This is a genomic window from Peptoniphilus sp. oral taxon 386 str. F0131, from assembly GCF_000090945.1.
In the GTDB taxonomy this organism is placed as follows: domain Bacteria; phylum Bacillota; class Clostridia; order Tissierellales; family Peptoniphilaceae; genus Anaerosphaera; species Anaerosphaera mikwangii.
In genome coordinates, this window is the sequence record NZ_GL349422.1 from 465,923 (window position 1) to 481,646 (window position 15,724).

16 protein-coding genes and 1 pseudogene are annotated in these 15,724 nt (G+C 31.1%); all 17 read left to right on the forward strand.

The annotated features are described in order from the left end of the window. Window positions 1-1,561, forward strand: a 1,561-nt coding sequence (locus HMPREF0629_RS02255; protein WP_009221753.1) for a MobA/MobL family protein, incomplete at its 5' end; no start/stop codon positions are given. Window positions 1,562-1,641: 80 nt separating this feature from the next. After that, complete coding sequence (locus HMPREF0629_RS02260) at window positions 1,642-2,349, forward strand: hypothetical protein (protein WP_009221754.1); 708 nt, start codon at window positions 1,642-1,644, stop codon at window positions 2,347-2,349. A gap of 175 nt (window positions 2,350-2,524) precedes the next feature. After that, window positions 2,525-3,640, forward strand: a pseudogene (locus tag HMPREF0629_RS02265) (YhcG family protein). An 88-nt stretch (window positions 3,641-3,728) separates the two neighbouring features. Next, window positions 3,729-3,965 (forward strand): transposon-encoded TnpW family protein, encoded by a 237-nt coding sequence (locus HMPREF0629_RS02270; protein ID WP_083763142.1) that lies wholly within the window; start codon window positions 3,729-3,731, stop codon window positions 3,963-3,965. Window positions 3,966-4,281: 316 nt separating this feature from the next. Continuing rightward, a complete protein-coding gene (locus HMPREF0629_RS07910) occupies window positions 4,282-4,458 on the forward strand; it encodes a hypothetical protein (protein ID WP_009221755.1) in 177 nt (58 codons plus the stop codon). A gap of 26 nt (window positions 4,459-4,484) precedes the next feature. After that, a complete protein-coding gene (locus HMPREF0629_RS02275) occupies window positions 4,485-5,228 on the forward strand; it encodes an alpha/beta fold hydrolase (RefSeq protein ID WP_009221756.1) in 744 nt (247 codons plus the stop codon). A gap of 32 nt (window positions 5,229-5,260) precedes the next feature. Then, window positions 5,261-5,770 (forward strand): hypothetical protein, encoded by a 510-nt coding sequence (locus tag HMPREF0629_RS02280; protein ID WP_009221757.1) that lies wholly within the window; start codon window positions 5,261-5,263, stop codon window positions 5,768-5,770. 453 nt (window positions 5,771-6,223) lie between these two features. Then, window positions 6,224-6,391 (forward strand): hypothetical protein, encoded by a 168-nt coding sequence (locus HMPREF0629_RS07980; protein ID WP_009221758.1) that lies wholly within the window; start codon window positions 6,224-6,226, stop codon window positions 6,389-6,391. A 190-nt stretch (window positions 6,392-6,581) separates the two neighbouring features. After that, window positions 6,582-6,959 carry a GntR family transcriptional regulator gene (locus HMPREF0629_RS02285; protein WP_009221759.1) on the forward strand — a complete coding sequence of 126 codons (378 nt, stop codon included), beginning with the start codon at window positions 6,582-6,584 and terminating at the stop codon, window positions 6,957-6,959. Continuing rightward, window positions 6,956-7,801, forward strand: a complete 846-nt coding sequence (locus HMPREF0629_RS02290) for an ABC transporter ATP-binding protein (protein ID WP_009221760.1) — start codon at window positions 6,956-6,958, stop codon at window positions 7,799-7,801. The genes HMPREF0629_RS02285 and HMPREF0629_RS02290 overlap by 4 nt, the downstream gene beginning before the upstream one ends. Then, window positions 7,798-8,457, forward strand: coding sequence for an ABC-2 transporter permease (locus tag HMPREF0629_RS02295; protein ID WP_009221761.1), 660 nt, complete (start codon window positions 7,798-7,800; stop codon window positions 8,455-8,457). The genes HMPREF0629_RS02290 and HMPREF0629_RS02295 overlap by 4 nt, the downstream gene beginning before the upstream one ends. Beyond that, complete coding sequence (locus HMPREF0629_RS02300) at window positions 8,435-9,070, forward strand: ABC-2 transporter permease (protein WP_009221762.1); 636 nt, start codon at window positions 8,435-8,437, stop codon at window positions 9,068-9,070. Before HMPREF0629_RS02295 ends, HMPREF0629_RS02300 begins: the two co-directional genes overlap by 23 nt. Window positions 9,071-9,108: 38 nt before the next feature. Beyond that, on the forward strand, window positions 9,109-9,831 hold the full coding sequence (locus HMPREF0629_RS02305; RefSeq protein WP_009221763.1) for a CPBP family intramembrane glutamic endopeptidase: 723 nt from the start codon (window positions 9,109-9,111) through the stop codon (window positions 9,829-9,831). 722 nt (window positions 9,832-10,553) lie between these two features. Then, complete coding sequence (nhaC, locus tag HMPREF0629_RS02310; protein WP_009221765.1) at window positions 10,554-12,083, forward strand: Na+/H+ antiporter NhaC; 1,530 nt, start codon at window positions 10,554-10,556, stop codon at window positions 12,081-12,083. A 24-nt stretch (window positions 12,084-12,107) separates the two neighbouring features. Beyond that, window positions 12,108-12,602, forward strand: a complete 495-nt coding sequence (locus HMPREF0629_RS02315; RefSeq protein ID WP_050747982.1) for a hypothetical protein — start codon at window positions 12,108-12,110, stop codon at window positions 12,600-12,602. A gap of 215 nt (window positions 12,603-12,817) precedes the next feature. Further along, window positions 12,818-13,732 (forward strand): DnaJ C-terminal domain-containing protein, encoded by a 915-nt coding sequence (locus HMPREF0629_RS02320; protein ID WP_009221767.1) that lies wholly within the window; start codon window positions 12,818-12,820, stop codon window positions 13,730-13,732. Window positions 13,733-13,744: 12 nt separating this feature from the next. After that, a partial coding sequence (locus HMPREF0629_RS02325; RefSeq protein ID WP_009221768.1) for an ATP-dependent Clp protease ATP-binding subunit occupies window positions 13,745-15,724 on the forward strand: 1,980 nt, incomplete at its 3' end.

Genomic DNA, 15,724 nt, shown 5'->3' on the forward strand with positions numbered 1-15,724 from the left:
CAATGCAAGAGATAAATTACAAGATGAATACTATGGAAAAACACATGACTATTCTAAAAAAACAGACCTTGTATTTTCAAAAATATTTCTGCCGGAACGTGTCCCGAAAGAATTTTCAAACAGAGAATACCTATGGAATGAAGTTGAGAAAATCGAAAAAAGTAAAAATTCACAACTTGCAAGAAATCTACTCTTTGAACTGCCAAGAGAATTAAATGAACAGGAGAGAATAAAGTTAATCAGTGAATTTATAGAAGAAAACTTTACTTCTAAAGGTATGATAGCAGACTGTAATATTCATAATCCTATGGCAAGCGATCATGAAGAACAATCACACGCCCATATCTTACTTACCCTAAGAGAAATGGATAGTGAGGGAAAATGGAAACCGAAATGCAGAAAAGAATATATCCTTGATGAAAACGGAGAAAAGATAAAGCTGAAAAGTGGAAACTACAAATCAAGAAAAGTAAATCTGAATGATTGGAACGAACCTGACAAAGCAAAAGAGTGGAGAGAAAACTTTTCAAAGAAAGCAAATGGATATTTGGAAAGGAACAATATCCAAAAGATAATAGATCCACGCACCTTTGAAGAACAAGGTAGAGAAGAACTTCCGCAAATCCATTTAGGAACAAGCAGTTACCAAATGGAGAAAAAAGGCATACAGACAGAAAGAGGAAATCAAAACAGAAAAATCATTGCCTTGAACTTAGAATTTAAGAAGTTAAAAGCAGAACTATCAAAACTTACATCTTGGATAGGTTCGTTACTTGGGAGTCTGCAAGTAAAATATGATGAATACAAACAGGAGAAGAAAGAAGAATATGAGAACAAAGCGGAACTCTTTAATCTCTATGAGTACATTTCCATCTATTACGATATACAGGGAGAAAAAGCAAGAAAACTAAACCCCTATGCAAGCAACAAAAAGATAGGTGCAGACCTAAGACGATTTTCAAAAGCAAGAATATATTTATCAGATAACAAATTGCAGACCATTGCAGACCTACAAGAAAAGATAAGTACATTACAAGCAAAAAATAAGAAGATTAGTCAAGACATTAAGGCAAAAACCGCAAGGATAGAAAGCTTAAATAAATGCTTCACCTATGCGGACATCATCAAAGATAACAAACAAGTCTTTGAGGAATGGAACAGTAAATCCTTATTCAAAGATAGCTTTTACAATTCACACAAAGATGAGATAGATAAATATAAAAGAGCAAGGGCAATCCTTGAAAAGATAACAGGCTCATCGGCGATTAAGTCTAAAGATTGGAAGAAAGAAATCCAAAGTCTTGAAAGTGAAATATCAAAACTCAACAGACAATCTCAAAAAATCAAAGAAGAATACGAAAGTATCAATCATATCAAGTATGCCGTAAAAACGGTCAATGAGGATTATGGCATAGACCTATCTATTGAGATTGACAAGGCAATTAAGAGAGGAGAAAAACCAAGTGTCATTGCACAGATTAAGAAATATCAGGAGCAACAAGAAGCCTACGAAAAACGAAAGGAAAAGACAAAGAACTATTACAGGAATGAGGAAAGATGAAGTCCTAAAATGGGATAACATCAAAAACGAAGGGTGTCGTAAATCACGACATCCTTAAAAAACTAAGAGAGGAGAGAAAAATGGCAGATAAAAGAATGTTTTCACTCAAGATAGTGGATAGCGATTTATTTTTAGATATGCCACTAAGTAGTCAATGCCTATATTTTCATCTATCAATGAGGGCAGATGATGACGGCTTTGTAAATAATCCTAAGAAAATCATCAAGATTATCGGAGCGAATGAAGATGACCTGAAAATACTTATTGCCAAAGGCTTTGTGATTGTCTTTGAACAAGGAATTATCGTCATTACGCATTGGAAAATCAACAACTTTATCCGTAAAGACAGATATAAACCGACCTTATATGAAAATGAGGTGCAGAGCCTATCCCAAACTAAAACCGGAATGTATATCAAAGAGATTGGTTGTCATTTGGTTGCGGAGCGGTTGACAAGTGGTCAACCCAGTATAGATAAGGGTAGATTAGATAAGGTTAGTATAGATAAGGGGAGAGTAGAACAGGATACTCCCTTTTCTTTTTACGGAGAATATAAAAATATTCGATTAACCGATGAAGAATACCGAAAGCTGAAAGATAAGCTGCAAGGTCATACCGATATGATGATTGAAAAGCTGTCAAGATATATCAAGAGTACCGGAAAGACCTATCAAGACCACTATGTAACAATCCTTAACTGGTATGAACAGGACAAGGATAAACTATCACAGAAAAAGACCCGAAAGATTCCGACTCTTGAAGATTATGATAAGGGAGAACATTTATAGCTATCATAAAGGTAAGTGTAAAGGCATTTTTAGAGCGTTAAGACTAAAAGAGGTATCAAAGTATACCTAAGATAAAAATTAAGCTTTAAAACTCAACTTGAAGGAAATTAGCAGATGAAAAATATTGATAGGTTTGGTATAATTAAGTATTATTATGAGTGAGGAGGTATGACCTTTGGATAATAAAGAGCTGTCTATCACAAGTGATAGTGAGTATAAAAGGCTATTGTCAGAGTTAAAAGAGAAAGTAAGAAGTAGCCAACTTAAAGCTGCAATAAAGGTAAATTATGAGTTGTTAGATTTATATTGGACTTTGGGAGAATACATTGTAAAAAATCAAGAACAACATTCATAGGGAGATGCCTTTATAAAATCGTTAGCTAAAGATTTACAAAAAGAATTTCCTGATATGAAAGGTTTTTCTGAAACAAATATTAAGTATATCAGAAGATGGTATTCATTTTATATAAAAGGGCTACAAGGTGTAGCCGAAATAGAAAATAACGACAGAAATTCAAAAGGACTACAGCCTGTAGCCCAATTTGATGAAAGAGTTATCAACCATATTAAACAGATACCTTGGGGACATAATCAAAGGATAATAAATAAGTGCAAGACCATTGATGAAGCCATATATTATGTTGATAAAACTATTGAGAACGGATGGAGTAGGAATGTACTTGTACATCAAATTGAAAGTGGATTATATGGCAGGGAAGGAAAATCTATAACAAACTTTGAAAAAAGGTTACCTGCTTTGCAATCAGACCTTGCAAGACAGACATTAAAAGATCCATATCATTTTGACTTTCTTACAATTCGTGAAGGATATGATGAAAGGGAACTTCAAAAAGAACTGGTTGACAAGATTTCTGATTTTTTGCTTGAACTTGGCGAGGGATTTGCTTATATTGGCAAAGAATACCACTTAAATATAAATGGCGATGATTTTTATATTGATTTACTGTTTTACAATTTGAAACTCCATTCTTACATTGTTATAGAACTGAAAGCGGAGAAGTTTAAGCCGGAACATTTAGGACAGCTTAATTTCTATGTAACAGCAGTGAATAGAGAGCTAAAAACTGATAGAGATAATGCTACGATTGGACTTCTTATTTGCAAAGATAAAAACGATGTCGTTTGTGAATATTCATTAGAACAAATATCGCAACCTATAGGTATAAGCAAATATGAGATTACTAAATTACTTGAAGCAGAATATAAGAGCAGTTTGCCGAGTATTGAAGAAATAGAGAAAAAGATCAAAGAAATAGATACGGATAATTAAAAACATCAAAGAAATGAATAAATATTGGCTAATGACGATTGGAAAAAATCACTAATCGTCATTTTTTATTGCAAAGAAAGGAGAAAATATGCAAGAAAAAAGAAATGAACAAACTACAGGAACAAAGACGATAAAGAAGATTGGAAAAACCACTTATGAGGTGATTGTCCATTTTAATGATAAAAGCAGTGAAACTATGCAAGATAAACTAAAAAGGATAATGTTGAGGGAATTTCGGAGAAAATCGGACGAAAAAAAGATGATTTTGATTAAAAAGTCCTTGACAAGTAGCAACAGGGGTAATGTTCTTAAGAAGAACACATAATTACTATTTTAGTGAAAAATGTTTTTCTTAATTCTTTTTTTTATTGGATAAATTGAGTGAAAGGAGGTAATCTTGAAAGTATATGTATTTAAAATGTGTTCGATTTAGATACACAGGATAGGATAGGTAAGGATAGGCTAGATAAGGGTATAAGAGAAGAAAGTCCCTCCAAAACTCAAAAACCTATGAAGAATTTCAAAATGTCAATCTAAGCGATGAAGAATATCAGATGACAAAATTTCGGAAAAGTGAGATAATTAAATGGACAAGAAATTGACAAATTATAGTTGATGAAGTCTTTGGTTGGATTTATGCTTTGTATAAGTCAATGCTTGATACTTATCGGGTTTCGGAAATTCTTGTTACGGGAAGTTCTTCCGGTACGACGCTTGCATTAGGACTTGTATCACATATCAATGCCATGCATAAGGATATTGAAAATCAGGTTGGGAAAATATGCTTAAATATCACAAATGATTTTCCTGCTTTTTAATATCATCAGGGAAGAGTTGAATACATATGAACTATATTAAATATGGAAACAAGAAAAATAAGTCTTTGTTATTTATTCATGGACTTGCTTCTACGGCACAGTTGTGTTTTGACCCGCTTCTACCTTACTTACAGGATTATTATATAGTTCTTTGTGAGTTGGATGGACATTGCGCTTCTAAACCGAATGATATGTTATCGCTAAAAGATAGTATCGATGATATAGAAAATTACATTCAAGAGGAAATGAATGGGAATGTATATGGTCTTTGCGGTTTTTCCATGGGTGCTACCATAGCAGTTGAGCTGATTGCACGTGAAAATATAGCTGTTGAAAGAGTACTGCTTGATGCGGCGGTTATCATTGAAATGGGGCTTATGGCTTTACCATTTCAATGGGCTTTTATTATCGGAACAAGTAGAATCAAGCATAGAAAACCAATACCTCAGTTTTTGCTGAATAAGATGATGGGAAAAGATAACCATAGCGTAATTGAAATGATGTATACGCATATTAGTAAAAAAACAATTCAGAATGCTTGTAAATATATTTATCACTACAAGATTTCTGAAAATTTAAGAAAATTTTCTAATCCGGTCTTATTTTGGCGTGGAAGTGAAGAATCTATTCCTGCTAAGGGTGAAAAGAAATTGAAAGAATATCTGCCGCAAATGGCAAGTGAAGTTTTTGAAAGCATGGGACACGGACAATTTTTGCACGAGCATCCGAAAGAATATGCGGAGAAACTGAAAATATTTTTGCAAGAATAAAATGGATTTAATTTATAGGAGACATAAGTTAGATGATTAATACGCTTATTATGCTGGGACTGGTGTGCCTATTAGCTACACTTATGATAATGGACTTTATTATTGTGATTCCGAAGTTCGGCTCTAAACATTTTGGTGCACCTGATGATATAAAGAAAATGATGGAGAAGATACCGGACAGAGCTTCTTGGGTGAATATACTTGGTGTATGTATTATGATAGCCGGATTTGTTGGAGTAGCATCGGTGTTTATATGGGCAATGGTTGATACGGTAAAAACTGATATGTCTTTTTCGGGTGCGTTCATCAGATTTTTCGTTATCACTGAAGGATATAAATTATTTGATATCATATGTTTTGATTATCTTATGCTTACAAAGTTAAAGTTGCCTGCAAAGATTTACCCTGAAACTGCAGGAGCGAAAGGATATGATAACTTTGGATTTAATGCGAAAAGTCAGATAAATAAGCTTGTTGTATTTTGTGGGGCAAGTATTCTTTTGGCGTTCATTTTAACGGTAATTATTCCGTTATGGCGATAAGTTTATGTGTGAACAAAAATTTTTGATTTTCTGACACAGCAAAGTTTTAAGAGCAGAGTATATGGTAAGAAAGAATAGAATTTGCCAAACGACAAGGTTTTAAATTGATGTGGGTAGTACACTTGGTATTGCTTTTGTAAGTGTAACTACAATACATTAAGATTGGACTATGAAAAAGGATAAAGGCCCATTGGAATAATTGAAAACAATAAATAAAAGACCATGTAGAAGTAAAAGCATAAAAGCTGATACTTCTTTTATTATGTCCGAAAACAATGGAAGATAAGCTGACAAGAATAACGCTGAAGGCGTTTCGGAAAAAATCGGATGAAAAAAATCATTTTGATTAAAAAGCCCTTGACAAGTAGCAACAGATAAAATGCCTTATATTTTTAATTATTTGAAATTTTAGAATTACTGAGGGTATATATCAAAAAAGGAGGATTATTTATCATGGAAGAAAAAAGTAAAAAAAATTTAACTAAATGGTTTAAGGATAAAGTTAAAAATGTGTATGACAATGAAAGTAAAAATCATGAATATAACGGCATAAGCTGTTGTCATTTTGGAGCAATAGATTATTTTACAGATGATGATAAAAAAATCAAAACAGAAAAATAAAAAAATTTAACAATGATTAAATATAGAGTCAGCGGATTTTAAAAGATTCACTGACTTTTTTATTTAAATTGAAGATTTAATTAAATAAAAACTGATTTTGAAATATGGAGACAGTTTTTATGAAAGGTGTTGACATATAATATATACAGTCATATAATGTATATATACAGTATATACGGCAGGTGGTTTTATGAATATTATCATATCCAATTCAAGCGAACAGCCAATTTATGAGCAAATAAAAATTCAGATTAAGAATATGATTATGACAGGAGAATTGAAAGCGGGAGATTTACTTCCGGGAATGAGGAGTCTTGCAAAAGAGTTGAAGATTTCTGTAATAACTACCAAGCGTGCATATAATGATCTTGAGACAGAGGGATATATATGCACGGTCGCTGGTAGAGGTTGTTTTGTAAAGAGTCTTAACAGTGATTTAATTAGAGAAGAAAATTTAAAGAGGATAGAGGAATATTTAAATAAGGCTCTTGAAGTGGCAAATGCGTCAGGAATAAATTCAGGTGAACTTATTGAGATGTTGTCTTTTTTAATACGAGGTGAAACATGAAAGCTGTAGAAATTAAAAATTTATCAAAGTCTTATGGAGATTTTTCTTTAAAAGATGTCAATTTTGATGTGGAAAAAGGAAGTATAATGGGTCTTATTGGAGCTAATGGAGCCGGTAAAACTACAATAATTAAAGCTATTTTATCTATGATTAAGTATGGCGGAGATATTAAAATTTTTGGGAAAAAGCTTGATGATGATATCAGGCAAGATATAGGATTTGTGCTTGAAGATTGTTTTATAAGTAATTTTTTATCTGCAAAAGAAGCGGATAAGGTTTTTAAAAATATGTATAAAAATTGGGATTCAGATTATTACAATAATCTTTTAAATAAATTTGAGTTACCACTTAATAAGTCAAACAGTAAGTTTTCTAAAGGAATGAGGATGAAATTTAAAATAGCTGTTGCACTTAGCAGTCATCCTAAATTATTAATTTTAGATGAACCTACAAGTGGACTTGATCCTGTTATAAGAGATGAAATTTTGGATATATTTTTGGGATATATTGAAGATGAAAATAACAGTATTTTAATTTCGTCACATATAACATCTGATCTTGAAAAGATAGCAGATTATATAACTTATATTGATAAAGGTGAAATAGTATTTTCTAAAGAAAAGTATGATTTATTTGAAGATATGGGTATTTTAAAATGTTCAAATGAAAGATTTAAAGAAATAGACAAATCATATATTCAAAAATATAAAATTGGGAAGTATTCTGTGGAAGCTCTAATTAAAAATAAGGATATGTTTAAGAAAGAATATTCCAATGAAATAGTTGATAGTGCTGAACTTGATGAAATTATGGTTTTTTATGCAAAAGGTGAGGATATATGAAAGCTATAATATTAAATGATTTTTATAATTGGAGGAGATCTATAAAAACTTCGATTTTTGCATTAGTGTGTTGTATGATATCTCCTATAATATCTGCATTAAGAGGTCAACTTAATTTTGGATATGTAATTATGACCATTGGTATAGCAAGTTTTATTTTTGGTAGCATAGAAGTAAGTTCCGTATTTTATGATGAACAGTCGGGATTTTTAGATTTAATTTATGCAACTCCGATTAGTGAAGAAAGATATATAACTTCAAAGTTTGTATTTTCAGTTTTAATTCATTTAATTATATTTTTAGTTGCCTCTATAGTTATGCTTGCTATTTCCAATGATATTGAACTCATAAAAATTAACTTTTTGATTATCAGTATATATATGATATGTTGCTTTGTAAACATTGCATTTATGTTCAAATTTGGATGTAAAAATATTTTTACATTAATGATGGTTGTATTTATGATTTTATTTTTTACCGCATATTTTTTTGGATTTGATAATATATTTGAATTCATGAAAAAAGATGTAAAGAACACTTATTATTTAGTGAGCGGGCTGGTTTTGTTAATAGATGTAGTTCTATTTTTTGTATTTAAGAAACTTGGTATAAAATATTTAAAGGAGAGGAAAAATGATAAAAGCTCTTTTGTATAAAGATTTTATAAACATTTTAGACTCGATGGAGAAAAAATATTATTTCTTGATATTTTTTGTTATAGATATATTAATTTTTTATTTTGCCGAAGCACCAATAGCTGCTATTTTCAGTGGAATATTTGCATTTACGATTTTTGCTTCAACTTTTAGTATGGATGAGCAAGCTGTTTGTACAAATTATGTAGTTGCGACACCGACTTCTAAAAAGCATATTGCAGAGTATAAATTTTTACTATTTTTTATTTTAGAAGGCATTATTATGGCTATAAATGTTGTGGTATTTTATGTATTTAAAATATTCGGGGTTATTGAAAATATTGGAGTTGTTGAAATGGTGATTGCACCGCAAATGGGTATGTTTATATTTTATATTTTAATAATTCCGGCAACATTTAAATATGGAATTGTTAAAGCTCCAATGGTTATAGTAGGAATATTAATTTTATCGTATTTGATTTTATATGCTATAAATGGAATTGATAAAATAAAAATTTTGTTGTCAAATTTTAAAGAGAGTATATTGATTTTAATTGTTATTGCATTTATGTGCGTTATTGGAATAATATCATATCTTACTACTTTGATAATATTAAATAACAAAGACTATTAAAAATTGATGTGATAGGGTATATTATAATTGGTGATTGAATGGAAAATTATGATTATACTGTACATGAAGAAAATATTAAAGTGGAAGATTTGATGGATTTTCCTTTTGGAGATGTATCAAATTTAAGGTGGCTGATATCATTAGCAATCTTATTTGGAGGGTTTATATTAAGTCTTGGGAGAGTTATTAAGAGTGTTCCTATTCTTGTGACTGTTTTAATAGTATCATCTATAGGTTCTTTGATTGTCCTTGACTTACATTTTTTCAGAAAACTGTTTAAACGGATAAGGGCGAAAGATTTACTTATAATGCTTTTTACTTTGGTTTTAACATTTATTTTTGCAGTACTTTCTGCAAATTTTTTAAAACAAAGTAATCTTGTTGAAAATCCGATAAGTGAGTTTTTAAGTAATGACAATATTAAAATATTATTTGCGGTTTCGCTTGTTCAGCTTTTGATTGAAGAGATTGTTTTTGTATTACCATTTTTATTTATATATCACAATACAAAGAAAATAAATAGGTATTTTGCAATAGCATTAGCGTGGATTATAAGTTCTGAAATTTTTGGAGCATTACATCTTTCGACATATTCATATAATTTTCTTCAGTGCTTAGTTATTATTAGCTCTGTTAGATTTGGACTTACTACGGCATATGTCTGGAGAAAAAACTTAGCACTAACTTATATAGTACATGTTGTCTATGATTGGATATTGTTGTTTATCGTGCTGTATGCAAAAAATTCCGGACTTATGTAAAATATTGAGAACATCTGCAAAGATGTTCTTTTTTATATAATACTGAAATATTTATAGAAAAAAATTACATTTAGTAATAAAATATAAGTTGAAATAAATTGTTTTTATTAAATATTATTTTAATAAAAGCAAGGTCGAAATATTAGTACAATATTTAATATGTTAAAGGTTTTTTAAAATTGTATATAATTATTGCTTGATTGTATATTTCACTAAATATAAGTATTAATAACATAATTTAAGATTAATTATTATATAAATAAAATACAAATATTTTTTGATTAGTAATTATTTTTAAATTGCCAAACTTATACAGACGTTTATTTGACGTAAATTGTACTGTAATTGCACTTAACCTTATATGATAGAGTGAAATCTTGTAACAAATATGATTTTTTTAATGCGATATCAGTATACAATTATGTAAAATTTTTAACAGTATTGACTTTAATTAGACTAAGAAAAAATATAATTGACTTAAACAATGAGATTATAGATTTTGAAAACATATTCATATCTGATTTCCGATTTATGAACATTGAACTTAATAATATTACATAAGTAAAATAACTAATTTGTTTTGAGATGTTAATTAATTTTACTTTAGGAATTATACCCATATATAAATGTTATAAACAAGAATGAAAATTATGAAATTGTTTGCAGATTCTTAGTTGATTTGTTTAAATATTTAATTAACAAAGAAAGGATGAATGATTTCTATGACAAATGGAAAGAAGAGAAGTGTTAGACTACCGAGTTTTTTTGAAGCTATAATACCTATTATAGTAATGGTAGGACTAATGATTTACGTTTTTGCTACAGACAGTGGCTACGATGCAGCACATATGCCTTTAATAGTTGCTATATCAGTTGCATGTATTATCGGAGCTCTTTGCGGACATGATTTCCCTGATATGGTTTCAGGTATGATTGAACGTCTAAGTGCATCTTTGGAAGCTATATTAATACTTTGTACAGTTGGTCTTTTAGTATCATCTTTCATGATTTCAGGTACTATTCCTGCACTTATTTATTACGGACTTGACCTTCTAACTCCAAAGCTATTTCTTCCTGTAGGATGTATACTATGTGCAGTTGTAGGTCTTGCTTGTGGTTCTTCTTGGACTGCAACAGCTACAATCGGGATTGCGTTTTTAACAATCGGTGCAGGTCTTGGAATTAATCCTGCTTTAACTGCAGGTATGGTTATATCAGGAGCTTATGTAGGAGACAAATTTTCTCCACTATCTGATACTACAAACTTAGCAGCAGCAGTTTCAAATACCGGATTATTTGACCACGTAACAGCAATGGTTTCAACAACAGGTCCTGTATTCTTAATTTCTTTAGTTATATACAGTATATTAGGAATGAATATTGACCCATCTAATTATGATCCGACTATTGCATCAGGAATACAAGAAGCACTTGCTGAAAACTTTAACCTTACTCCATTACTATTATTGCCAATTTTAGTCGTAATAGTAGTATGTATTCTTAGAGTTCCTGGACTACCGGGAGTTATGATTTCAGTTGCTACAGGTGTACTATTCGCTTATATATTCCAAGGTGGCGGAACTATTGGAAGTATGTTTGATGTTCTTCACTATGGTCCTGGAATCGAAACAGGTAATGCATTTGTAGATAAAGCTCTTGCAAAGGGTGGTATGGATCATCAAATGTGGACTATAAACCTTATTTTACTTGCTGTATCTTATGGTGGAGCGCTTGAACGTTGCGGAAGTGTTGAAAGATTATTCGGTGGAGTAAAAGAAAAAATTCATGGCGTTGGTTCTTTAATCCTAGTTACTCTAGCAACTTCAGTATTCTGTGATGCTGCAATGTGTGATCAATTCTTAGGAATAGGTGTTCCGGCTCCTCTATATGTTGATAAATATGATGAATTAGGACTTTCAAGAAATATGCTTTCAAGAACACTTGAGGATGCAGGTACTCTATGGAGCCCTATGTTCCCATGGACAGCTTGTGGTGCTTACCAAATGGGAGTTTTAGGAATGAGTCCGTTTGTTTACTTCCCATATGCATTTGTAAACTTACTAAACCCAATTTATGCTGCAATAACAGCTATGCTTGGACGTAACATATTCTGGGCTGACGGAGCATATACAAATCTATTTGGAAAGACAACTATGAAGAAAGTTGCGGCTGCTCCTGCAGAAGCACATGAAAAAGCAGTTAAGAATCTTGAAGCACTACGTGCAGCAGGAAAAGCTCCAAAAGTTGCTTAATTATAATTGAAAGAGGAAATCAAAGTGAAATTAGACAAACTTCCTTGGGCGTCTATTGATTCTCCCATATATACAAACAGGGAGATTAAACCCAGAAAAGATTGGGTAATAGCAGGCGGCTGGATAATGACTGCTATATTAATTATTAGCGGTTTTACAACAAAATATAAAATTTCTTTAGTATTTGGAGTGTTGTATGCTTTAGCATTATTGATGATAAAATATGTTGCAGTTACGAATAGAGGGCTTGAAATATTTTATGATATGAAAATAATGAAGCACTATGAACTTTGGGAGTGGAAAGATATTTTTGCACTAACTCATGAAAAGAACATAGATTATCCTGAAATTATTGCAATCTATTTTTCAAAAGGTGATCGCAGTAAAAGGTTATTTTTTGATAAGAGAGACAAAAATGCCATAATTCAAATGGCGAAGTCTTTAAATCCTGAAATAAAAATATATGATGCGGAAGATGAAAAGAGAAAGCATGCTGCAGCTAAATCAAAGAAAAAATAACAGAAGAGTTTCATTTTGAAAAACTTATAAATTAAAGTCACGCTGAGAAATTGGTGTGACTTTTATTTTGTATATTATTAAAAAATTAATAGAGAATACATAAAAGTTTAATAGAAAAAAATTTTTTACAGACTATTGCAAAACATAAATAAAAGCTGTATAATTAAATAAGGTCAAAGAAGGTCAAAAAATAAAATTTAGGAAAGGGATTAAAATTGAAATATAGAGATTACTATGAAATATTAGGCGTTGATAAGAATGCCAGTGCAAAAGAAATTAAATCATCATATAGAAAACTTGCAAAAAAATATCATCCGGATTTGAATAACGGAGATGAAAAAGCACAAGAAAAATTTAAAGAAATAAATGAAGCCTATGAGGTTTTATCAGATCCTGAAAAAAAGAAAAAGTATGATACTTTCGGTTCAAGTTATGATTTTACAAATGGAGCAAATTTTGATCCTTCTCAGTATGGATATACCTATACTACAAGTGGAGGAAGCGGAGATTTTTCTGACTTTTTTGAAATGTTTTTCGGTTCATCAAACGGAGGGAAAAGTCAAGGAGGATTTAATATATCCGATTTATTTGATATGGGCGGAAGAAGGTCAAAGAGAAAAAAATCTACTGTAAGACAAAAATTTGATACCGAATTAAATATATCATTAAAAGAAGCATATACCGGTGTAACAAAGCATGTTGCACTTTCACTTAACGGTAAAAATATAGAAATGGATGTAAAAATTCCATCAGGTATAACACCAGGAAAAAAGATAAAAGTAGCGGGAGAGAAATATGGAGTTCCGGGAGATATTTTATTTAAGATAGAGGTATATACTATGACAAATGAAATATTAGATGGCCTTAATATAACTAAGGAACAAGATATATATCCATGGCAAGCTGCATTGGGAGATAAGGTTGTAGTAGAAACTTTAAGTGGAAAGATAAAAATAGGGGTTCCTAAAAATTTTAAGGGCGGAACAAAAATGAGAATACCGGGTAAGGGATTCAAAGATTTAAAAGGTTCATCGGGAGATTTATATGTTAAGTTTAACATTGTAAATCCTAATGAACTTACTGAAGAACAAATAAAATTATATGAAAAGTTGAGTAAAACTTTAGAATGAGGGGTATGAGTTATGAATTTAGAAAAATTTACGCAAAAATCAATTGAGGCAGTACAAGCTGCACAAAGTATAGCAATACAAAATGGAAATCCACAAATTGAAGATATACATTTAAACGCAGCTCTTCTTCAAGATAAAGATGGATTAATTCCAAGAGTGTTAAAGTATATGGGAATATCATCTGATATAGTTTTAAATGATATCCAAAATATCATATCAAGACTTCCTAAACAAAGTGGCGGAAATAATTATCCATCAAGAGAATTTGGAAAAATTTTGGAAGATGCTGAAAAAATAGCAGCACAATTTGGAGATGATTATGTATCGGTTGAGCATATTTATCTTGCAATTTTAAGTATGAAAAATAATAAATCATCAGAGATTTTTTCAAAGTATCATTTAAACAGAGAAAGCTTTTTAGAGGCATTAAAGAAAATTAGAGGAAATCAACACGTGAGAACAGATAATCCGGAAGATACTTATGATGCTCTTGAAAAATATGGAAGAGATTTGACTAAGGAAGCTAAAACGGGAAAAATGGATCCTGTAATAGGAAGAGACGAAGAAATACGAAATGTAATTAGAATACTTTCGAGAAGAACTAAAAATAATCCGGTACTTATAGGAGAACCGGGTGTAGGTAAGACAGCAATAGTTGAAGGTCTTGCTCAGAGAATTGTAAATGGAGATGTACCTGAAGGATTAAAAAATAAAATTATATTTTCTCTCGATATGGGAGCTTTAGTTGCAGGTGCCAAGTATCGTGGAGAATTTGAAGAAAGACTTAAAGCTGTTCTTTCAGAAGTTGAAAAGAGCAGTGGCGAAATATTGATGTTTATAGATGAAATTCATAATATAGTTGGAGCCGGAAAGACAGAGGGTGCTATGGATGCATCAAATCTTTTAAAACCTATGCTTGCAAGAGGAGAACTTCATGCAATAGGAGCAACTACACTTGACGAATACAGAAAATATATAGAAAAGGATCCTGCACTTGAAAGAAGATTTCAAAAGGTAATGGTTTCGGAACCTACAGTTGAAGATACAATTTCAATTTTAAGAGGTCTTAAAGAAAAATACGAAATATATCATGGAATAAGAATTTCAGATTCTGCTGTAATAGCTGCAGCAACTCTTTCGAACAGATATATTTCAGATAGATTTTTGCCTGACAAAGCGATAGATTTAATGGATGAATCATGTGCAATGCTAAGGACGGAAATTGATTCTATGCCAACAGAAATTGATGATGTAAGAAGACATATATTACAGCTCGAAATTGAGCGAGAAGCATTGAAAAAAGAAACAGATGATGCTTCAAAACGCAGACTTAAGGATTTAGAAGCAGAATTATCAGAAGAAAAGGCAAGTTTTGATAAATTAAAAGCTCAATGGGAAAGTGAAAAGAAGGAAATTGACAGAGTCAAGGAAATAAAAACAAAGATAGATGATACAAAGCATTTAATAGAAGAGGCTGAAAGAAACTATAATCTTGAAAAATTGTCAGTCTTGAAGTACGGAGAACTTCCTAAACTTGAAGAAGAGCTTAAATTAGAGGAAGAAAAGGCAAAAAATGAAGATAGAATGGTTAAAGAAGAAGTAAATGAAGATGAAATAGCACAAGTAGTATCTCGTTGGACCGGAATTCCGGTAGAAAAATTGAATCAATCACAAAGAGATAAGCTTTTAAATTTATCGGATATTTTACATGAAAGAGTAATCGGTCAAGATGAAGCGGTGGAGGCAGTATCAAATGCAGTTTTAAGGGCAAGAGCCGGACTGAAGAGTGAAAATAGACCTATAGGTTCATTTATATTTTTAGGACCTACAGGAGTTGGAAAAACAGAAACAGCAAAGGCACTTACAGAAAGTCTTTTTGATGATGAAAGAAATATGATAAGAATTGATATGAGTGAATATATGGAAAAGCATTCAGTATCAAGACTTGTAGGTTCTCCTCCGGGATATGTCGGATATGATGAAGGAGGACAG

What these genes read in the sequence shown, in the direction of transcription:
- nhaC (WP_009221765.1), top strand. Translation starts at nt 10,554, where the DNA reads ATGACAAATGGAAAGAAGAGAAGTGTTAGACTACCGAGTTTTTTTGAA.
- HMPREF0629_RS02285 (WP_009221759.1), top strand. Translation starts at nt 6,582, where the DNA reads ATGAATATTATCATATCCAATTCAAGCGAACAGCCAATTTATGAGCAA.
- HMPREF0629_RS02290 (WP_009221760.1), top strand. Translation starts at nt 6,956, where the DNA reads ATGAAAGCTGTAGAAATTAAAAATTTATCAAAGTCTTATGGAGATTTT.
- HMPREF0629_RS02270 (WP_083763142.1), top strand. Translation starts at nt 3,729, where the DNA reads ATGCAAGAAAAAAGAAATGAACAAACTACAGGAACAAAGACGATAAAG.
- HMPREF0629_RS02275 (WP_009221756.1), top strand. Translation starts at nt 4,485, where the DNA reads ATGAACTATATTAAATATGGAAACAAGAAAAATAAGTCTTTGTTATTT.
- HMPREF0629_RS02300 (WP_009221762.1), top strand. Translation starts at nt 8,435, where the DNA reads ATGATAAAAGCTCTTTTGTATAAAGATTTTATAAACATTTTAGACTCG.
- HMPREF0629_RS02295 (WP_009221761.1), top strand. Translation starts at nt 7,798, where the DNA reads ATGAAAGCTATAATATTAAATGATTTTTATAATTGGAGGAGATCTATA.
- HMPREF0629_RS07980 (WP_009221758.1), top strand. Translation starts at nt 6,224, where the DNA reads ATGGAAGAAAAAAGTAAAAAAAATTTAACTAAATGGTTTAAGGATAAA.
- HMPREF0629_RS02280 (WP_009221757.1), top strand. Translation starts at nt 5,261, where the DNA reads ATGATTAATACGCTTATTATGCTGGGACTGGTGTGCCTATTAGCTACA.
- HMPREF0629_RS02260 (WP_009221754.1), top strand. Translation starts at nt 1,642, where the DNA reads ATGGCAGATAAAAGAATGTTTTCACTCAAGATAGTGGATAGCGATTTA.
- HMPREF0629_RS02305 (WP_009221763.1), top strand. Translation starts at nt 9,109, where the DNA reads ATGGAAAATTATGATTATACTGTACATGAAGAAAATATTAAAGTGGAA.